14 protein-coding genes are annotated in these 15,403 nt (G+C 40.5%); 13 read left to right on the top strand and 1 reads right to left on the bottom strand.

Going from position 1 to position 15,403, the window contains the following annotated elements:
* The first annotated feature begins 12 nt into the window (after window positions 1-12).
* From B3182_RS10990 to B3182_RS10930, 13 genes are all read left to right on the top strand, one after another.
* Window positions 13-1,086: a glycosyltransferase gene (locus tag B3182_RS10990; RefSeq protein WP_292355605.1), complete on the top strand. Its 1,074-nt coding sequence runs from the start codon at window positions 13-15 to the stop codon at window positions 1,084-1,086.
* A complete protein-coding gene (locus tag B3182_RS10985; protein ID WP_292355607.1) occupies window positions 1,083-2,063 on the top strand; it encodes a glycosyltransferase family 2 protein in 981 nt (326 codons plus the stop codon). The genes B3182_RS10990 and B3182_RS10985 overlap by 4 nt, the downstream gene beginning before the upstream one ends.
* Window positions 2,044-2,919, top strand: a complete 876-nt coding sequence (locus B3182_RS10980) for a sulfotransferase family protein (RefSeq protein ID WP_292355609.1) — start codon at window positions 2,044-2,046, stop codon at window positions 2,917-2,919. Before B3182_RS10985 ends, B3182_RS10980 begins: the two co-directional genes overlap by 20 nt.
* Complete coding sequence (locus B3182_RS10975; RefSeq protein WP_292355611.1) at window positions 2,916-3,449, top strand: serine O-acetyltransferase; 534 nt, start codon at window positions 2,916-2,918, stop codon at window positions 3,447-3,449. Before B3182_RS10980 ends, B3182_RS10975 begins: the two co-directional genes overlap by 4 nt.
* 88 nt (window positions 3,450-3,537) lie before the next feature.
* Window positions 3,538-4,473: a sulfotransferase family protein gene (locus tag B3182_RS10970; RefSeq protein ID WP_292355613.1), complete on the top strand. Its 936-nt coding sequence runs from the start codon at window positions 3,538-3,540 to the stop codon at window positions 4,471-4,473.
* A 123-nt stretch (window positions 4,474-4,596) separates the two neighbouring features.
* The gene (locus B3182_RS10965; RefSeq protein WP_292355614.1) at window positions 4,597-5,571 is read left to right on the top strand and encodes a glycosyltransferase; all 975 of its coding nucleotides are present in this window, start codon (window positions 4,597-4,599) and stop codon (window positions 5,569-5,571) included.
* A 9-nt stretch (window positions 5,572-5,580) separates the two neighbouring features.
* The gene (locus B3182_RS10960; protein ID WP_292752755.1) at window positions 5,581-6,504 is read left to right on the top strand and encodes a glycosyltransferase family 2 protein; all 924 of its coding nucleotides are present in this window, start codon (window positions 5,581-5,583) and stop codon (window positions 6,502-6,504) included.
* Window positions 6,497-7,759, top strand: coding sequence for a glycosyltransferase (locus B3182_RS10955; RefSeq protein ID WP_292355618.1), 1,263 nt, complete (start codon window positions 6,497-6,499; stop codon window positions 7,757-7,759). The genes B3182_RS10960 and B3182_RS10955 overlap by 8 nt, the downstream gene beginning before the upstream one ends.
* A 167-nt stretch (window positions 7,760-7,926) precedes the next feature.
* The gene (locus B3182_RS10950; protein WP_292741851.1) at window positions 7,927-8,895 is read left to right on the top strand and encodes a WecB/TagA/CpsF family glycosyltransferase; all 969 of its coding nucleotides are present in this window, start codon (window positions 7,927-7,929) and stop codon (window positions 8,893-8,895) included.
* A gap of 22 nt (window positions 8,896-8,917) precedes the next feature.
* A complete protein-coding gene (gene xrtD / locus B3182_RS10945; RefSeq protein WP_292355622.1) occupies window positions 8,918-10,444 on the top strand; it encodes a VPLPA-CTERM-specific exosortase XrtD in 1,527 nt (508 codons plus the stop codon).
* Window positions 10,445-10,460: 16 nt separating this feature from the next.
* Window positions 10,461-12,842 carry a tetratricopeptide repeat protein gene (locus tag B3182_RS10940; RefSeq protein WP_292355624.1) on the top strand — a complete coding sequence of 794 codons (2,382 nt, stop codon included), beginning with the start codon at window positions 10,461-10,463 and terminating at the stop codon, window positions 12,840-12,842.
* Between the two features lie 276 nt (window positions 12,843-13,118).
* Window positions 13,119-13,733, top strand: coding sequence for an adenylyl-sulfate kinase (gene cysC, locus B3182_RS10935; RefSeq protein WP_414673328.1), 615 nt, complete (start codon window positions 13,119-13,121; stop codon window positions 13,731-13,733).
* 1 nt (window position 13,734) lies between these two features.
* Window positions 13,735-14,694, top strand: a complete 960-nt coding sequence (locus B3182_RS10930; protein ID WP_292752753.1) for a DHH family phosphoesterase — start codon at window positions 13,735-13,737, stop codon at window positions 14,692-14,694.
* A 66-nt stretch (window positions 14,695-14,760) separates the two neighbouring features.
* Here the strand turns inward: B3182_RS10930 and B3182_RS10925 are convergent, their stop codons facing one another.
* A complete protein-coding gene (locus B3182_RS10925; protein ID WP_292355631.1) occupies window positions 14,761-15,288 on the bottom strand; it encodes a cytochrome b in 528 nt (175 codons plus the stop codon).
* Window positions 15,289-15,403: the final 115 nt, after the last annotated feature.

Genomic DNA, 15,403 nt, shown 5'->3' with positions numbered 1-15,403 from the left:
AAATTATAAAAAATGACCTCTTTAACAAAAAAAATAAGTAAATTTTTTGGCTGTTTGACTAAAGACCAAATTACAGAAAAACCATTTAAAGTTGTTGAGAGAAATGGGGGCGGTAGGAATATCATTTTTGTCTTGCCAGTTTCGGAAAAACCGGCAGGCGGATCAATCGTTTCACATCATCATTCATTGACGATAAACAAACTTAATCATAAAGGTTTCAACTCTCAAGTCTTTTATCCGGTCGAGCTTAAATATGATACAAGTAAATTTAACACCAAATCGATATATAAGCGCGACACCAACTTCGATAAAGATAAGGACTTTGTTTTAATTCCCGAAATGATGGCCTGTAGGTATGCCCCTCTTTTTCTGAAATTAGGCATAAAGTATGGCATTCACGTCCAAAATGGCTATTCTTTAGGGCTTGAAGTTCTGCTTAAAATAGAAGATTTCTCCACGTTGAAGAAGGTGTATGACTTTGCAGATTTGATTATCGCGAATTCCGAGGACACCCTGAAAAATGTAAAGACAGTTTTTCCTCAAGTAGCTGAAAAAATCATTAGATCCTACTTCGTTATAAATAAAGCTAAACACCAACAGGTAGAAAAGAAAAAAAATATAATTACCTACATGCCCAGAAAACTGGGTAAGCATAGTTCACTTGTTCTGCTTTTCCTGGGTGATAAATTACCGGCCAATTGGTCTGTAAAAGCGATTGATGGAGTTACCGAACAAGAAGTCTACGATATTTTCTATGAATCGAAGATTTTTCTGTCCTTCAGTGAGTTTGAGGGATTAGCGATGCCCCCAGCGATGGCGGCGATGTCAGGAAACAGGGTGATTGGTTACACTGGCGAAGCCAATAAAGAGTATTTTCATTTGCCTTGCTTTGAAGAAGTTTATTGTGGAGACATTAAAGACTTTGTCAGAAAGATTCTCGCTGCAGTTGAGCGTTTTGATGCAGGAGAAGAAAAGCTTGATTTGAACTCCATTGAGTATCTCAAAGATTTATTTTCAGAAAAGCGACAACAGTCATTCATTCGTGAGCTGATCGAAAAAATTGATGAAAAGTTGCCATTATCATGAGCTCGCAATTAGATTTGTTGATTGTCCTAATTAACTATAAAACACCCGAAATGACCTGTGATTGTCTGGCTTCGCTTTTGCCAGAAATCCCTAATTCAAATATTCATGTTGCTGTGGTTGATAATGATTCACGGGATGACTCTGTAAAACAAATCGAATCTTGGATTATTAAAAACAGTACCGATCAGGTACATCTGATCTCTTCCGAATATAACGGTGGTTTTGCCTTTGGCAACAATCTTGGTATCTCCTATAAAAATGCAAACAACTATCTATTACTGAACAGCGATACAGTTGTTCGAAAGGGTGCCATCGAAGTTTTGCTTGAAACTATCAAGGCTAATGTTTCAGCAGGCGTAGTAAGTCCCAGGCTGGAATGGCTGGATGGAAAACCTCAACTTAGTTGTTTTAACATGCACACGCCTGTTAGTGAATTCTTATCTGCGGCTAAAACAGGTTTGTTTAGCAGAATATTGAATAACTATGTTGTTGCAAAGCCATTGGAAGAGTCGCTCAGTTACTCAGATTGGACAAGTTTTGCCTGCGTCCTCATACGACGAGAAGTATTTGAACAAGTAGGTCTTATGGATGAGGGATTTTTCATGTACTTTGAAGATGCAGAATTTTGTTATCGAGTTAGGAAGGCTGGCTGGAAAATCCTCAATAATCCTGATGCACATGTCGTGCACCTTCGTGGAGGCAGTTCACCACTAAAAGAACAGACGCGTCTCAAAAGACGTTTACCGCTTTACTATTATGAATCCAGAAGTCGTTATTTTTATCAAACTTATGGACGTTTGGGACTTTTTCTTGCCAACATAATGTGGACTCTTGGCGCAGTGATTACCAGATTGAGAAGCCTGATTTCATCAACTTATAGCCCAGATATTTCTGACAAACAATGGCAGGATATTTGGACAAACTTTTTTAACCCTCTTAAAAAGTACACCCATCCAGATGACTACAAGAAAACCTGATTTCATCATTATTGGCGCGATGAAAAGTGCTACAAGTACGTTACATGAACAACTTGCACTTCAACCGGATTTTTTTATGTCTACCCCAAAGGAGCCATTTTATTTCAGTGACGATGAAGTATTTTCCCGGGGGCGAGAGTGGTACCTGAACCTGTTCAGTAATGCTGAACCAAATCAACTTTGTGGTGAGTCCAGTACGCACTACACCAAGTTGCCAGATTATCCAAATACCATCAATCGGATGAAATCTGAATTACCTAGGATCAAACTGATATACGTGTTAAGAGATCCTGTGGAGCGCTTGATTTCGCATTATATTCATCAGTGGTCTCAGAATGTATTTCGCTGTGATATTAATGAGGCGATAGACCGATATGATGAACTTGTGAATTACAGCCGTTACGCCTATCAAATTCAGCCTTACATTGACACCTATGGGCGTGACAATATTCTGTTTGTATTTAACGAAGCTTTACGTATCAGACCACAAGCCGAGCTGGAAAGAGTTGCGAAATTTTTGGGAGTCGAGCCCAATAGAGTAAAGTGGCAAGAAAATCTGTGTGAACAAAACGTTTCGAGTCAGAGAGTGAGACGATTTAGTGGCTATAAACTCTTGGTTGACTCATCCATAATGACATTCCTAAGAAGAAGTTTAATTCCCAAAAGTTTTAGAACACAGGTTAGGGGATTACTGTCCATGCGAAAAAAACCCGAAATAATTCCTTCAAAACTAATTGAACTGAACCGGATTTTTGATGAAGATTTGGTTAATCTCAGCAAAATTCTGGGTCAGGAGTTTCAAACAGCTACATTCAAAGATAATGCTATCGCCTATAAGTGGGAGAGGGGGGCATGAGCAATGATCTGACTGGAATTTCTTCTGAAGTCCCTGAATGGAGTAGAGAGAAAATAACACAGTTTTGGATGCCAAATCGGAAACTGTTGAAATCAATTAGAGACTATGACCGCCATAAGCAGAGTGGATCAGCTTGGTCTAGTTTGTTCAAGCGTCTGGCAGTATTGAGGCACCGATTCTGGTCCGTGATAACGAGTGCAGATATTCCACTGAACGGTAAGCTGGGTGGTGGTTTGTCGATCCCTCATCCCAATGGGATAGTGATTCATCCTTTAAGCGTGATTGGTGTTAACTGCCTTATACATCAACAGGTTACAATTGGTGTGAAGCGTGGTGATCCTGGTGCACCCATAATAGGCGGACATGTTGATATTGGAGCTGGGGCAAAGATTATAGGCAATATTACGATTGGGGAGCATGCTCTTATTGGTGCTAATGCAGTGGTAGTAAAAGATGTACCCGCATACGCTATCGTTGCCGGTGTCCCTGCAAAAGTAGTTGGGTATAACAGCTCGAATAAATCTGAATAAGTTCTAAATAAAAGCCAATGTCATTAATATCTTGTTATGACATTATTTACATTTATTTCAAATGTTGATATGTCAAAAAGGAATGGTTATGAAAAATGAAATATTTTATGTTTGTGGTGCTCTTCGTTCGGGCTCGACTCTGTTACATCTGATGATAGATAACCATTTAAAATTAAACAATCCTGGTGAATTTGATTTTTTCTTTGATCAGATAAATAAAAATGGTGAAGAGCCAAGTTTGAAGTATTATAAATCATGGTTGGGGACGCACAGAATTTATAATTCTAAAGGGCTTTCTTTTCCAGAGTCAGCTATAAGTTACTCTGATGTTCTGGATGATTTTGTTCAGCAATTGGGGATGAACAATAAAAAACTAATCTTAAATATACATAGAAATTTTGAGCATATTCCAAAATATTTTCCTGACGCTAAATACATTCATTTAGTAAGAGATCCACGTGATGTGGCAAAATCCAGTATATCTATGGGCTGGGCTGGAAATGTATATTTTGGTGTCAAACATTGGCTTGAAAGTGAACTGTCGTGGGATAAACTTACAAAAGTGGTGAAGCCAGAAAATATTCATGTTTTAAAATACGAAGATTTAGTTAGTGATCCTTATAAAACTCTCGATAATTTATGTAAATTTATTGGTGTCGAATTTGACAGTATGATGCTTAATTACCATGAAAACTCAACGTATGAGAAACTCGACCCATCTCTCGCTTTTCAATGGAAAAAGAGGCTGTCAGAAACTGAGGTAAGATTAGTTGAAACAAAAGCGGGACATAGGTTGAAGTCACTGTCATATGAAATGAGTGGGTTTTCTCCAATTGAAATTGGTTTTTTTTATAAACTGTTACTGGCTTATCAAAATAAACTATTTAGATTTAATTTTAATACTAAAAGATATGGTTATGGTCTTGTTATCAAAGAAAAGTTCTATAGAAATTTTGGTATGGTAGAAAAACACCAAGATATTAGAGTTAAAATGAACCAAATTGAATTGAAATACGTTAAGTGATGATGTTTTAAATAATTGAAATAGCAGTTTTTATCGGTAAAATCACATCAAAAAATTGTAATAACACGTAATTAAAATTTCTAGACGAGCACAAATGAATCCAACTTTAAGTCGCAGGCTCTCATGAAAATAGGTGCAATTGTAATTGGTCGAAATGAAGGTCAAAGGCTGATTCGTTGTCTGCAATCTTTAGTTGATACAAATAGTATTGTATATGTTGATTCAGGTTCTACGGATAGTAGTGTCAATTCGGCAAAAGCGCTTGGTATTGAAGTAGTTGAATTGGATACTACTATTCCTTTTACCGCTGCCCGTGCCCGAAATACTGGTGTTTACTATCTGTTACAGAAATATCCAGATATTGAGTTTATTCAATTTGTTGATGGTGACTGTGAAATAGCTGACGGATGGATAGAAATTTCAAGCCAATTTCTTCGTGAGAATCCGGATTATGCCGTTGTATGTGGACGTCGTCGGGAAAGGTTCCCACAAGCGAGTATTTATAATCAGCTTTGTGATATTGAATGGGATACTCCAATTGGCGATACATTGGCTTGTGGTGGTGATGCACTAATCAGAGTTTCTGCTTTCATGCATGTGAATGGCTATCGTGATTCAATGATCGCAGGTGAAGAGCCTGAAATGTGTTATCGATTGCGTGGGGCGGGTTGGAAAATCTCTCGTATAGATACTGAAATGACTAAGCATGATGCGGAAATGACCAGAATATCTCAATGGTGGAAACGGTCGAAACGTGCTGGACATGCCTATGCCGAAAGCCTGTATATTCATCATTCTGATGTGGAGAAGTTTCGTAAGCGGGAACTGGTGAGTATTTTGCTATGGGGGTTGATGTTACCCGTTTTTATTTTAGTCCTCAGTATCTCCTTATCGGGTTATTGGTTGATATTTTCAGTAGTTTACCCCTTGCAGGTATTGAGATTATACCTGGCTTATCGTGATGGATTGAGCGACAAAAACGCTCTTTTATACGCCTGCTCAAATGTATTGGGTAAGTTTGCTCAGTTAGCTGGTGTTATAAGCTTTGTTTTGAAGAAAGTTTTCGGGAAAGATTCGGTTTTAATCGAGTACAAATAGGAATAGTTAATGAGTTATCTAATAATTTCGCCGTGCCGAAACGAATCAGCTTATATGCGGAAGACTCTTGAAACGGTTGTTCAGCAATCAATTACACCTTCTTTGTGGGTAATTGTAGATGATGGCTCGACGGATGAAACCCCAAATATTCTGGCTGAATATGCAGAAAAATATCCATTTATTAAAGTTATTACTCGTGAAAACCGTGGGCATCGAAGTGTAGGGCCTGGAGTGATTGAAGCTTTTTATCATGGCTACAATCAAGTGGATGTTTCTCAATTCGACTATGTTTGTAAGCTTGATTTAGATCTTGATTTACCGCCCAGATATTTTGAAACTTTGATAGACCGGATGCAGCAGAACCCACGTATTGGTACATGTAGTGGTAAAGCTTATTTCCGTGATAAAAAAACTGGTGAACTGATAAGCGAAAAATGTGGTGATGAAATGTCGGTTGGTATGACCAAGTTTTATCGACGCACTTGTTTTGAAGCGATTGGCGGATTTGGACGCCAGGTTATGTGGGATGGCATTGATTGTCATAAATGTCGTCAAATGGGGTGGATTGCAGTAAGTTGGGATGAACCCGATTTACGCTTTATCCATTTGCGGCCAATGGGATCAAGCCAGCAAGGTATTGTGACTGGACGCATGCGTCATGGATTTGGCCAGTATTTTATGGGAACCGGCCTTACCTACATGACAGCATCATCGATCTTTCGGATGTTGCATCCTCCTTATTTCCTTGGCGGTGCTGCCATGTGGTGGGGATATGTGAAAAGCATGCTGCAAGGTAAACCACGATTTGATGATAAAGAACTTGTACGATTTATTAATAAATATCAGTGGCAGTGTTTATTAAAGGGTAAAACCAAAGCAACTGAAGAGATAAATGCTCAGCAGGCAAAGGTGTGGGATCAACAATATGCCTGATAAGGCCGATTCTTCATTGCGGATAGCTTATCTGGCACCCGAGATTCCAGCACTATCAGCAACATTTGTTTATAACGAAATATTAGAACTCAATAAGCTTGGGGTTGATGTAAAGCCTTTTTCGGTTCATCGGCCGGGGCATCTAGCCACTGAAGCAACTCTTAGTCAGATAAGAAATAACGTTTTCCATTTGTACGAGACCGCTAAATTTCAGGTTTTATCAGATAATCTGATTATGCTATTTACTCGTCCGAATGGATATCTTCAAGCTGCTGGAAGATTAATAAGTGATGTTTTCAATCAGGGTCTGATTTCCCGGTCTGCATTGGGTCTTGGTTATCGATTTTTTTATGCGGCAACTTTGGCAAAACATTTAAGACAAGGAAAAATTCAACACTTGCATACGCATTTTGCTCATATCCCTACGGATATAGCGATGTATGCTGCGCCGATGGCAGGCATTGGCTTTAGTGTCCAGGCGCATGCGAATGATTTATTTGAAAGAGGCTGGTTACTCAAAAAAAAGGTAGATCGCTCTGTTTTTTTCGCCACCATTTCAGAATTTAATCAACGATTTCTTGAGAATTTAAACGCCGATTCAAAAAAAATTAAAATTATTCGATGCGGTGTTGACCAGGGATGGCAGCCTCCTGCTAAACCCACCCAAAAGAATGAGATATTCACTATTGGTACAGTCGGCCGACTGGTTGAAAAAAAAGGAATAGACACGCTTATCGATGCTATTTCCACACTGGTTAAAAGTGATCGAAAAGTATGTCTGAAAATTGCTGGTAATGGTCCGCTGGAATCTGCCTTAAAAAATCAGGCAGTTTCACTCGGATTAACAGACGAGTCAGTCCAGTTTGTCGGCGCCTTACCCCATGCTCAGGTGGCTGAGTTTATAAGCGGTTTGGATGTGTTTGTGTTGCCGTGTAAAAAAGACAGTAACGGTGATATGGACGGTATCCCCGTGGTGTTAATGGAAGCCATGCTTTGCCAGATACCGGTAATTTCAACTGAGCTTTCAGGTATTCCAGAATTAGTGGTAAATAATATTTCCGGTCTAACGATATCTCCTGATAATGATATTGAATTAACTAGGGCGATAAGCCAACTTATGGATTCACCTGATACCAGATTACGTTTGATTTCAGGAGGCAAGCAACGAGTTGAGGATGAGTTCTTGTTAAATAAAAATGTGGCAAAGCTTATAAAGTTAATTCAGACCTCAATAAATAGCAGAATAAATAAATGAAATTAACGGCTTCAACACCTCCGTTGAGTTTTGTTAGGAATCAGTATTGTTTATTGGGGCTGCCTTTTGATGCCGTATCACTTAAAGAGGCTGCAGCGATTATCTCAGAATCTATCGAACAACAGACTCCCTGTTGTGTCTCTACGCCTAATCTTAATTTCACCGTCATGGCACAGGATGATCCTGAATTTTATAACTCGGTGATTGAAAGTGATCTGGTTGTTGCAGATGGCATGCCTCTTATTTGGGTCGCTAAGCTACTTAACCTACCAATTGAAGAACGAATTGCCGGATCAGATCTGTTTGCTTATTTATCAGATCAACCCAGAGAGCGAAAAATTCGGGTTTTTTTCTTTGGTGGTGAAAGCGGCATTGCTGAAAAAGCGCATCATGAATTGAATAAAACCAGTCCAGGTATGGAAAGTTGTGGATTTTATGATCCGGGGTTTGTTTCGATTGAAGCCATGAGTAAAGAGAGCATTATTGAGCATATCAATGCTTGTGCGCCTGATTTTATTGTTGTTGCGCTAGGCGCGAAAAAAGGACAGCGCTGGATTATGCAAAATCGAGACAGCTTAACTGCCCCAGTTATTAGTCATTTGGGAGCTGTGATTAATTTTGTTGCAGGTAGTGTTCAACGTGCCCCTGAAAAATGGCAACGTTTTGGTATTGAATGGTTATGGCGAATTAAACAGGAACCGAAGCTATATAAACGCTACTTTGGTGATGGTTTGCGATTCATACAGATGTTGCTGACACAAACATTGCCTTTATCTATATATAGAAAGAAGCTTGAACGAAACATTGACCCTAGCAACTCAGAAGTCTTAGCTGATACATTACCGCATCATGAAGATTTCATGGTAAGCCTAAAAGGGAATATCTCTGCTGAACAGTTACCCGAATTAGACTCGGCTTTTAAAACCGCCTTGGAAAAAAATAAAAATATAATTATTGATGGGGAAAATATTCAAAACGTATCAATGGATGTCCTCGCCAGGATAATTATCTATCAAGGTAAGCTGAGAAATTGCAATAAACAAATGTTCTTAAAAGATTTTCCTGACAAGATTGTTACACTGCTACGCTTGTCTGGCGTTTTACCCAGATTCAGGCTAATCTGGACCAATAAATAAAAATAGGGAAGAGGGGTAGACTTTGTTTAATATAAAGACGACAGGGATGTTTATCCTTGCACTCACAATAGCCATAATAGCCTATTGGGCGGGGCTTGCTGAAGCTGTTTCAAGATGGAGCAACCAGGAAGAATACAGCCATGGTTTTTTAATCCCATTAGTTACTCTCTTTATTCTATGGGAAAAACGTAATTTAATTAATGCTGCAAAAGGGCCCCCTCTGTGGTCTGGGGTGTTCGTGATACTGATTGCCATAATTATTTTTATTGTGGGCGAAATCAGCGCGCTGTTTTTACTTATTCAATACTCCTTTGTAATGGTTCTGCTTGGGCTTTCGATGGTCACTGTCGGCAAAGCAACTAAATATACCTTTGCTCCTATACTGTTACTTTTATTTGCGATTCCCTTACCCTACGTTATAGAAGTCGTTCTTACTGCCAAGCTTCAGTTATTTTCCTCGTGGTTAGGTGTTCAGGTCATTCGATTATTCCAGATTCCGGTATTCCTGGAAGGCAATATTATTGACCTGGGTGTCTATCAACTTCAGGTAGTTGAGGCCTGCAGTGGTCTGCGTTATCTCTTTCCATTAATGAGTTTGGGATTTATTGCTGCGTATTTTTATCAAGCGGCTTTCTGGAAGCGTGCCACCGTTTTTCTGATGACAATTCCAATTACCATTTTGATGAACAGTTTCCGGATCGGTGCTATTGGCGTCATGGTCGATAATTGGGGCATCTCAATGGCAGAAGGCTTTCTGCATGATTTTGAGGGCTGGATTATCTTTATGGCCTGCGCGGCTTTGCTTTTCTTACTGGTGGTGTTGCTGGAGAAAATTGCACCTAGTCGCAAAACACTGTCACAGCTTTTTGGTGTAGAGGATCATGCACCTGCGAACAAAATGTTTAGTGGGGATTCACTTGGGTATTCCTACAAACCATTTATAGTCGTTCTGCTGATGTTAAGTGCAGCTCTGTTTGCTACCAAATTTTTTGATAATCGTGTTGAAGAAGTTCCTGAGCATCAGGAATTTATTAGTTTCCCATTACAATTTAATGATTGGATTGGTCAGCACGAAAAGTTAGATGAACGTGTGGTTGATAAGCTGGGGATGACAGATTATCTGTTTGTTAATTTCACGGGAATGGACAGTACTATTGTTAACCTTTATGTGGCTTACTATGAATCACAACGTAAAGGTCAGTCACCCCATTCGCCGCGAGTATGTATCCCGGGTGGTGGTTGGGAGATTGCAGATTTTCGCCGAACCGAAGTCATGGGTGAGCCAATTAACCGCGTTATTATCAAAAATGGTGATCAGGAACAGTTGGTTTATTACTGGTTCCAGGGGCGCGGCAGACAGATTGCCAATGAGTATTTGAATAAGTGGTTTTTATTCAAAGATGCTTTAATGGAAAACAGAACAGATGGTGCACTGGTTCGCTATGTCACGCCTGTGCTTCCAGGTGAGAGTCATCAGGACGCTGATGCCAGAATCCAGTCGCTTATGAAGAATACTTCACCGGAAATTAAACGTTATCTTGCAGAATAAGTTTAGGAATATGGCTATGAAAAATTTAAAACGTACCGTTCTTACAGCCCTATTGGTTGGTGTTATTTCAGGCTGTGGTTCTGCCGAGGAATCTTCTGAAAAGTTCATTGAAAGCGGTAAAGAGCTTATGAACGAGGGGGATTATGACAAAGCCCGGTTAGAGTTCCGAAATGCCTTGCAGATTAATCCGTTAGAAGCCGAAGGCTATTACCAACTGGCATTGATTGATGAAAAGAATCAGAACTGGAAAGGGATGTATGCCAATTTATCCACGGTAGAGTCCCTGGAGCCGAATCACGTCAATGCCATTGTTAAACTGGGTCAAATACAATTGCTATCTGGACGGCTTGAAGAAGCAATGGAGCGGGCTGAAAAAGCGCTTTCCCTTGAGCCGGAAAATATCGAAGCCATCTTGCTTCAGGCAACTGTATATATCAAACAGGAAAAATTTGACGAAGCAGAAAAGCAAATTAATCAGGCTTTATCTATAGATAGTAAGTCTATGGAGGCATTGTCAGCCAGAATAATGCTCTACAAAGAAACTGAACAATATGACGCAGCACTCTCTGCTGCTGACGAAGCATTAGCTGCTCATCCAGATTCATTGCCAGTAAAAATGATTAAGTTGAGTATTTACGAAGCACAAAAAGATTTTAATGCAATGGCGTCATTGCTCGCATCGCTATCAGAAGAAATGCCTGATGAAAGCTGGATTGCGATTTCTCGTACTAAATTGCTCAATGATGGGTTAAACCGTCCTCAGGAAGCACGTAAGGTTATGGAAGATTATATTGCTGCTAATCCTGATGATATTGAAACCAAACTGGCTTATGTCGGTTTTTTAAATAATTCTGATGCCGATGCTGCGGTAGTGAAGCTTGATCAATATTTAGCAGAAAACCCTGATAATCAGGAATTACGCTTTGCCAAACTGGAAATGCTGCAGAGACAGGGTAAAACCGATGATATGGTGGCTGAATTGGAAGCTATTATTGCTGCTGAACCTGATACCGATAGTGGTTTGAGAGCAAAGGCGACATTAGCTGGCCTTGAAGCCAGTAAGCAAAACTTTGACCAGGCTGAAAAAATGGCCGATGAAGTTCTTGCCATTGATTCACAAAATGAACAGGCATTATTGATCAAATCAAAATTACAAATTCGTAATGAGGATTTTGATTCTGCGATAAGTAATCTTCGCACAATAATCCGTAATAATCCTGAAGCCGATGAGGCGATGGTTTTGCTTGCTCAGGTCTATATGAAAACCGGTTCAGCACAATTAGCTGAGAATAGCTTCAGGCAGGCGTTATCTGTCAATCCACGTAATCCTCAGGCTGCCATGTCGGTTGCCAGTAGCCTTATGCGAAGCAATGATCTGGAGCGAACTGAAAATGTATTGATTGGTGCTTTGGAAGGTAATCCGGATTCTGAAGAGTTATTACAGGCTTTAGCACAAGTCCGAATTCTTAAACGTGACTGGGCTGGCACCCAGAAAACATTGGAGTCTTTAGGGGATTCTGAGTCGGCTTTGACGCACCTTTTAAGTGCTCAGATGTATCAAGGGCTTGAAGATTATACATTGGCTATATCTGAATATGATCGGGCCTTACAGATTGATCCTGGTCTTACTCGTGCCTTGCAGGAGCTGGCCCAAAGCTATGTACGTCTGGAACAGCAAGAAAAGATGATTGAATACCTTAATCAACACATTGCGGATCATCCTCAACAGTTGAATGGGTACTCAGTATTAAGTAATTACTATGTGTCGCAGAACGACTGGGATGCTGCGATAGATGTCACTAAAAAAGGAATTCAGACGAATCCTCAGTGGGGTGGAGGCTATGGCATGATGGCTGGTATGTATCATCAAAAAGGTGATATGGAACAGGCCGTTTCAACTTATCAGCAAGGTCTGGAAAAATTACCTGAAGACAACGTTCTTACTTTACAGCTGGCCTCAACATATGAATCTATGGGAGAGTTTCAAAAGGCCCGGGATTTATATGAAGAAGTTATTTCCCGAGATCCTTCAATTGATGTTGCTGCCAACAATCTGGCCAGTTTGCTGACGGATCAGTTTGAATCGCCAGAAAATCTGCAGCGGGCATTAACATTGTCCAGCCGTTTTCGGGATTCTGAACAACCTTATTTTGCCGATACCTTTGGCTGGGTAAACTACAAAATGGGTAATTATGAAGATGCCAGACCTGCATTGGAGACAGCAGCTTCAAGTGATGATGCAATTGCTTTATTCCATTATCATCTTGGCCGTGTTTATGTTGCCTTGAGTATGCCTGAAGAGGCTCGTCAGTCATTTGAGCGCGCTCAACGTATGGCAAATGAAGAGAATGATGAGGCGTTGGTGGCTAAAATTACTGAACAATTAAGTCAGTTGTAACGTAGTACATTTTTGTTAGTAAACTCTATGGCATTGATAACGGATTAAAGAGCGTAGTTTTTGTAAAAAAATAAACTGTTAACTTTAATCCGTTTTGCATCGGTTGATTTGATTGAGTCCGAGATAAAATAAACGCACTTACTTTTTTTTGCTTAGCTGTCCTAGTAAATATGCAGGCAATAGGGTTTTAAAAGCTAACCAACCTGATGAGCTGGAATACAAAGTTGTTTTCTTAATAGTCTCATCAAAATCTAATTGAAGCTAATTTAAGGAGTTTTGCCTGTGGAAAGGGAGAATATAGTCTGGCACATGCACAAAGTCAGCAAAGCGGATCGTAGTCAGCAAAAAAAACAGCGCTCTGCCATTTTATGGTTTACCGGTTTAAGTGCCTCGGGCAAATCCACTATTGCCGGTGCAGTAGAACAGGCTTTATTTGAGTTAGGACATCATACGTATTTGCTGGATGGTGATAATGTCAGACATGGGCTGAATAAAGATCTTGGTTTTTCTGATGATGACCGAATTGAAAATATTCGCCGTATCGGTGAAATGGCTAAGTTGTTTGCCGATGCTGGATTAATTGTTTTAACCGCTTTTATTTCACCTTTTCGCTCTGATCGCCGTTTGGTACGTGACTTGGTCGAAGCAGATGAATTTGTCGAAGTCTATATGGATACACCACTGAGTGTGTGTGAGCAGCGAGATCCAAAAGGTCTTTATCAAAAAGCCCGTCGGGGTGAGATTAAGAACTTTACGGGGATTGATTCCGAATACGAAGCTCCAGAAGCGGCCGAAGTCACTTTGAATACGGCCGAATGTGATATTGCCGAGTGCGTGGCACAGGTAATTGAGTATTTACGGACAAACAATATCATCCATAGTAAGGCTTAAGATGCGGTTTATTGATGTATTTAATGGCGATGCCGATGGCATTTGCGCGCTGGTGCAATTGCGACTTGCCGAACCGAGGGACTCCGAGTTAGTTACAGGCATTAAGCGTGATATTAACCTGCTTAAGAACGTTCAGGCTGATGCAGGTGACAAGCTGACAGTGCTGGATATCTCAATGGAAAAGAATGCCGTTGATTTAATGCGTTTGCTTGATGCAGGAGCCGATGTGTTTTATGCCGATCAACATCAACCAGGTGATATTCCACAACATGCCGGCTTATCTGCTTATATCGATATGGCCGCAACTACCTGTACCTCACTCATCGTTGATAACTATCTTGAGGGACAATTTCATCAGTGGGCTATTACTGCCGCATATGGTGATAATCTGACTGCTGTGGCAGATAAACTTGCTGACGAAGCCGGAATGAGCAATGCCCAACGTGAAGAGTTATCCTCGCTGGGGATTTATCTTAATTACAACGGCTATGGTGCCAATACGGATGATTTGTTATTCCATCCGGCCGAGTTATTTAAACAGTGCGTTGCTTACACTTCCCCCTTTGATTTTATCCATGATAATCGTGCGGCTTATGAAAAGCTTTCAACCGGTTATAACGAAGATATGCGTTCTGGCTTAACCATTTCCCCAAAATATCAAACAGACAAGCTGGCCGTTATCTGTTTGCCTGATGAAAAGTGGGCGCGTCGTGTCAGTGGGGTTTTGGGTAATGAATTGGCAAACCAGTTTCCCGACCGAGCACATGCGATTGTTTCAGTAAAAGATGCTGATCACTATCTGGTAAGTATACGGGCACCGAACTCTAACCGGAGTGGCGCTGATGAGATTGCCGGTCAATTTCCAACCGGTGGTGGACGTAAAGCGGCCGCCGGGATTAATGCTCTTCCAATGAATCAGCTTGATCAGCTTATTGAGGTGATGGAGAAACAATACGCCTAGAACACTAATGTTAAATTTAAAAAAGCCTTGCAGAACTTAATCTGCAGGGCTCTTTTATGCGTAGTTTTAACCTGCCATGCGTTTTAAAACATCGTCTTTTCGGATGAAGTGATGATATAGCGCCCCGGTAATATGGGCGATCACCAGAAATACCAATAAAAATGCAAAAGGAGAGTGCCACTCACCAAGGGAAAGTGCCCACGGAACTTCACCAGCAGGTTTGCCAATCAGTTCAACACCAAACACTTTGACCGGATAGCCTTTACCGTGAATATATAAGGCCCCAAGGAAAGGCATAACAAGCATGGATAGATACATCAACCGATGTGCCAGTTTGGCCATAGTGCCGTCCATTCCCTGGTTAGTTGGGCGCTGAGGTTTTTGTTTCATCGTCCACAATAGGCGCGTGATTGTGAGAATCAGAATAATGGCACCCATGGAGACATGCCATGGACCAAAGGTATCACCCAGCCAATGTTCGCCTTCATTAATCCGATCAGCAAATTTAAAAAACTGCTGCAACACCAATACGGCGATTACCCAATGAAAAAAACGCGTGATGGAGCCATAGCGTTCGTTATCGTCATCTAACATTTCTCTCTCCTTTGTTTGCCATCATTTCTTATCTTCACGAGAACGTTATCTCGCTTAGGGCTTGTTTTTCTTTCATATCTACCACTGCTGGAGACTATTTTTGTGTCCGACAAGG

Source organism: Methylophaga sp. UBA4204, assembly GCF_002379485.1.
Taxonomy (GTDB): Bacteria; Pseudomonadota; Gammaproteobacteria; order Nitrosococcales; family Methylophagaceae; genus Methylophaga.
The sequence above is the reverse complement of the archived record's forward strand: the minus strand, read 5'-3'. Positions and strand labels throughout refer to the sequence as shown.

What these genes read in the sequence shown, in the direction of transcription:
- B3182_RS10930 (WP_292752753.1), top strand. Translation starts at nt 13,735, where the DNA reads ATGCGGTTTATTGATGTATTTAATGGCGATGCCGATGGCATTTGCGCG.
- B3182_RS10960 (WP_292752755.1), top strand. Translation starts at nt 5,581, where the DNA reads ATGAGTTATCTAATAATTTCGCCGTGCCGAAACGAATCAGCTTATATG.
- B3182_RS10980 (WP_292355609.1), top strand. Translation starts at nt 2,044, where the DNA reads ATGACTACAAGAAAACCTGATTTCATCATTATTGGCGCGATGAAAAGT.
- B3182_RS10985 (WP_292355607.1), top strand. Translation starts at nt 1,083, where the DNA reads ATGAGCTCGCAATTAGATTTGTTGATTGTCCTAATTAACTATAAAACA.
- B3182_RS10975 (WP_292355611.1), top strand. Translation starts at nt 2,916, where the DNA reads ATGAGCAATGATCTGACTGGAATTTCTTCTGAAGTCCCTGAATGGAGT.
- B3182_RS10925 (WP_292355631.1), bottom strand. Translation starts at nt 15,288, where the DNA reads ATGTTAGATGACGATAACGAACGCTATGGCTCCATCACGCGTTTTTTT.
- B3182_RS10990 (WP_292355605.1), top strand. Translation starts at nt 13, where the DNA reads ATGACCTCTTTAACAAAAAAAATAAGTAAATTTTTTGGCTGTTTGACT.
- B3182_RS10965 (WP_292355614.1), top strand. Translation starts at nt 4,597, where the DNA reads ATGAAAATAGGTGCAATTGTAATTGGTCGAAATGAAGGTCAAAGGCTG.
- B3182_RS10970 (WP_292355613.1), top strand. Translation starts at nt 3,538, where the DNA reads ATGAAAAATGAAATATTTTATGTTTGTGGTGCTCTTCGTTCGGGCTCG.
- B3182_RS10950 (WP_292741851.1), top strand. Translation starts at nt 7,927, where the DNA reads ATGGCACAGGATGATCCTGAATTTTATAACTCGGTGATTGAAAGTGAT.
- B3182_RS10940 (WP_292355624.1), top strand. Translation starts at nt 10,461, where the DNA reads ATGAAAAATTTAAAACGTACCGTTCTTACAGCCCTATTGGTTGGTGTT.
- B3182_RS10955 (WP_292355618.1), top strand. Translation starts at nt 6,497, where the DNA reads ATGCCTGATAAGGCCGATTCTTCATTGCGGATAGCTTATCTGGCACCC.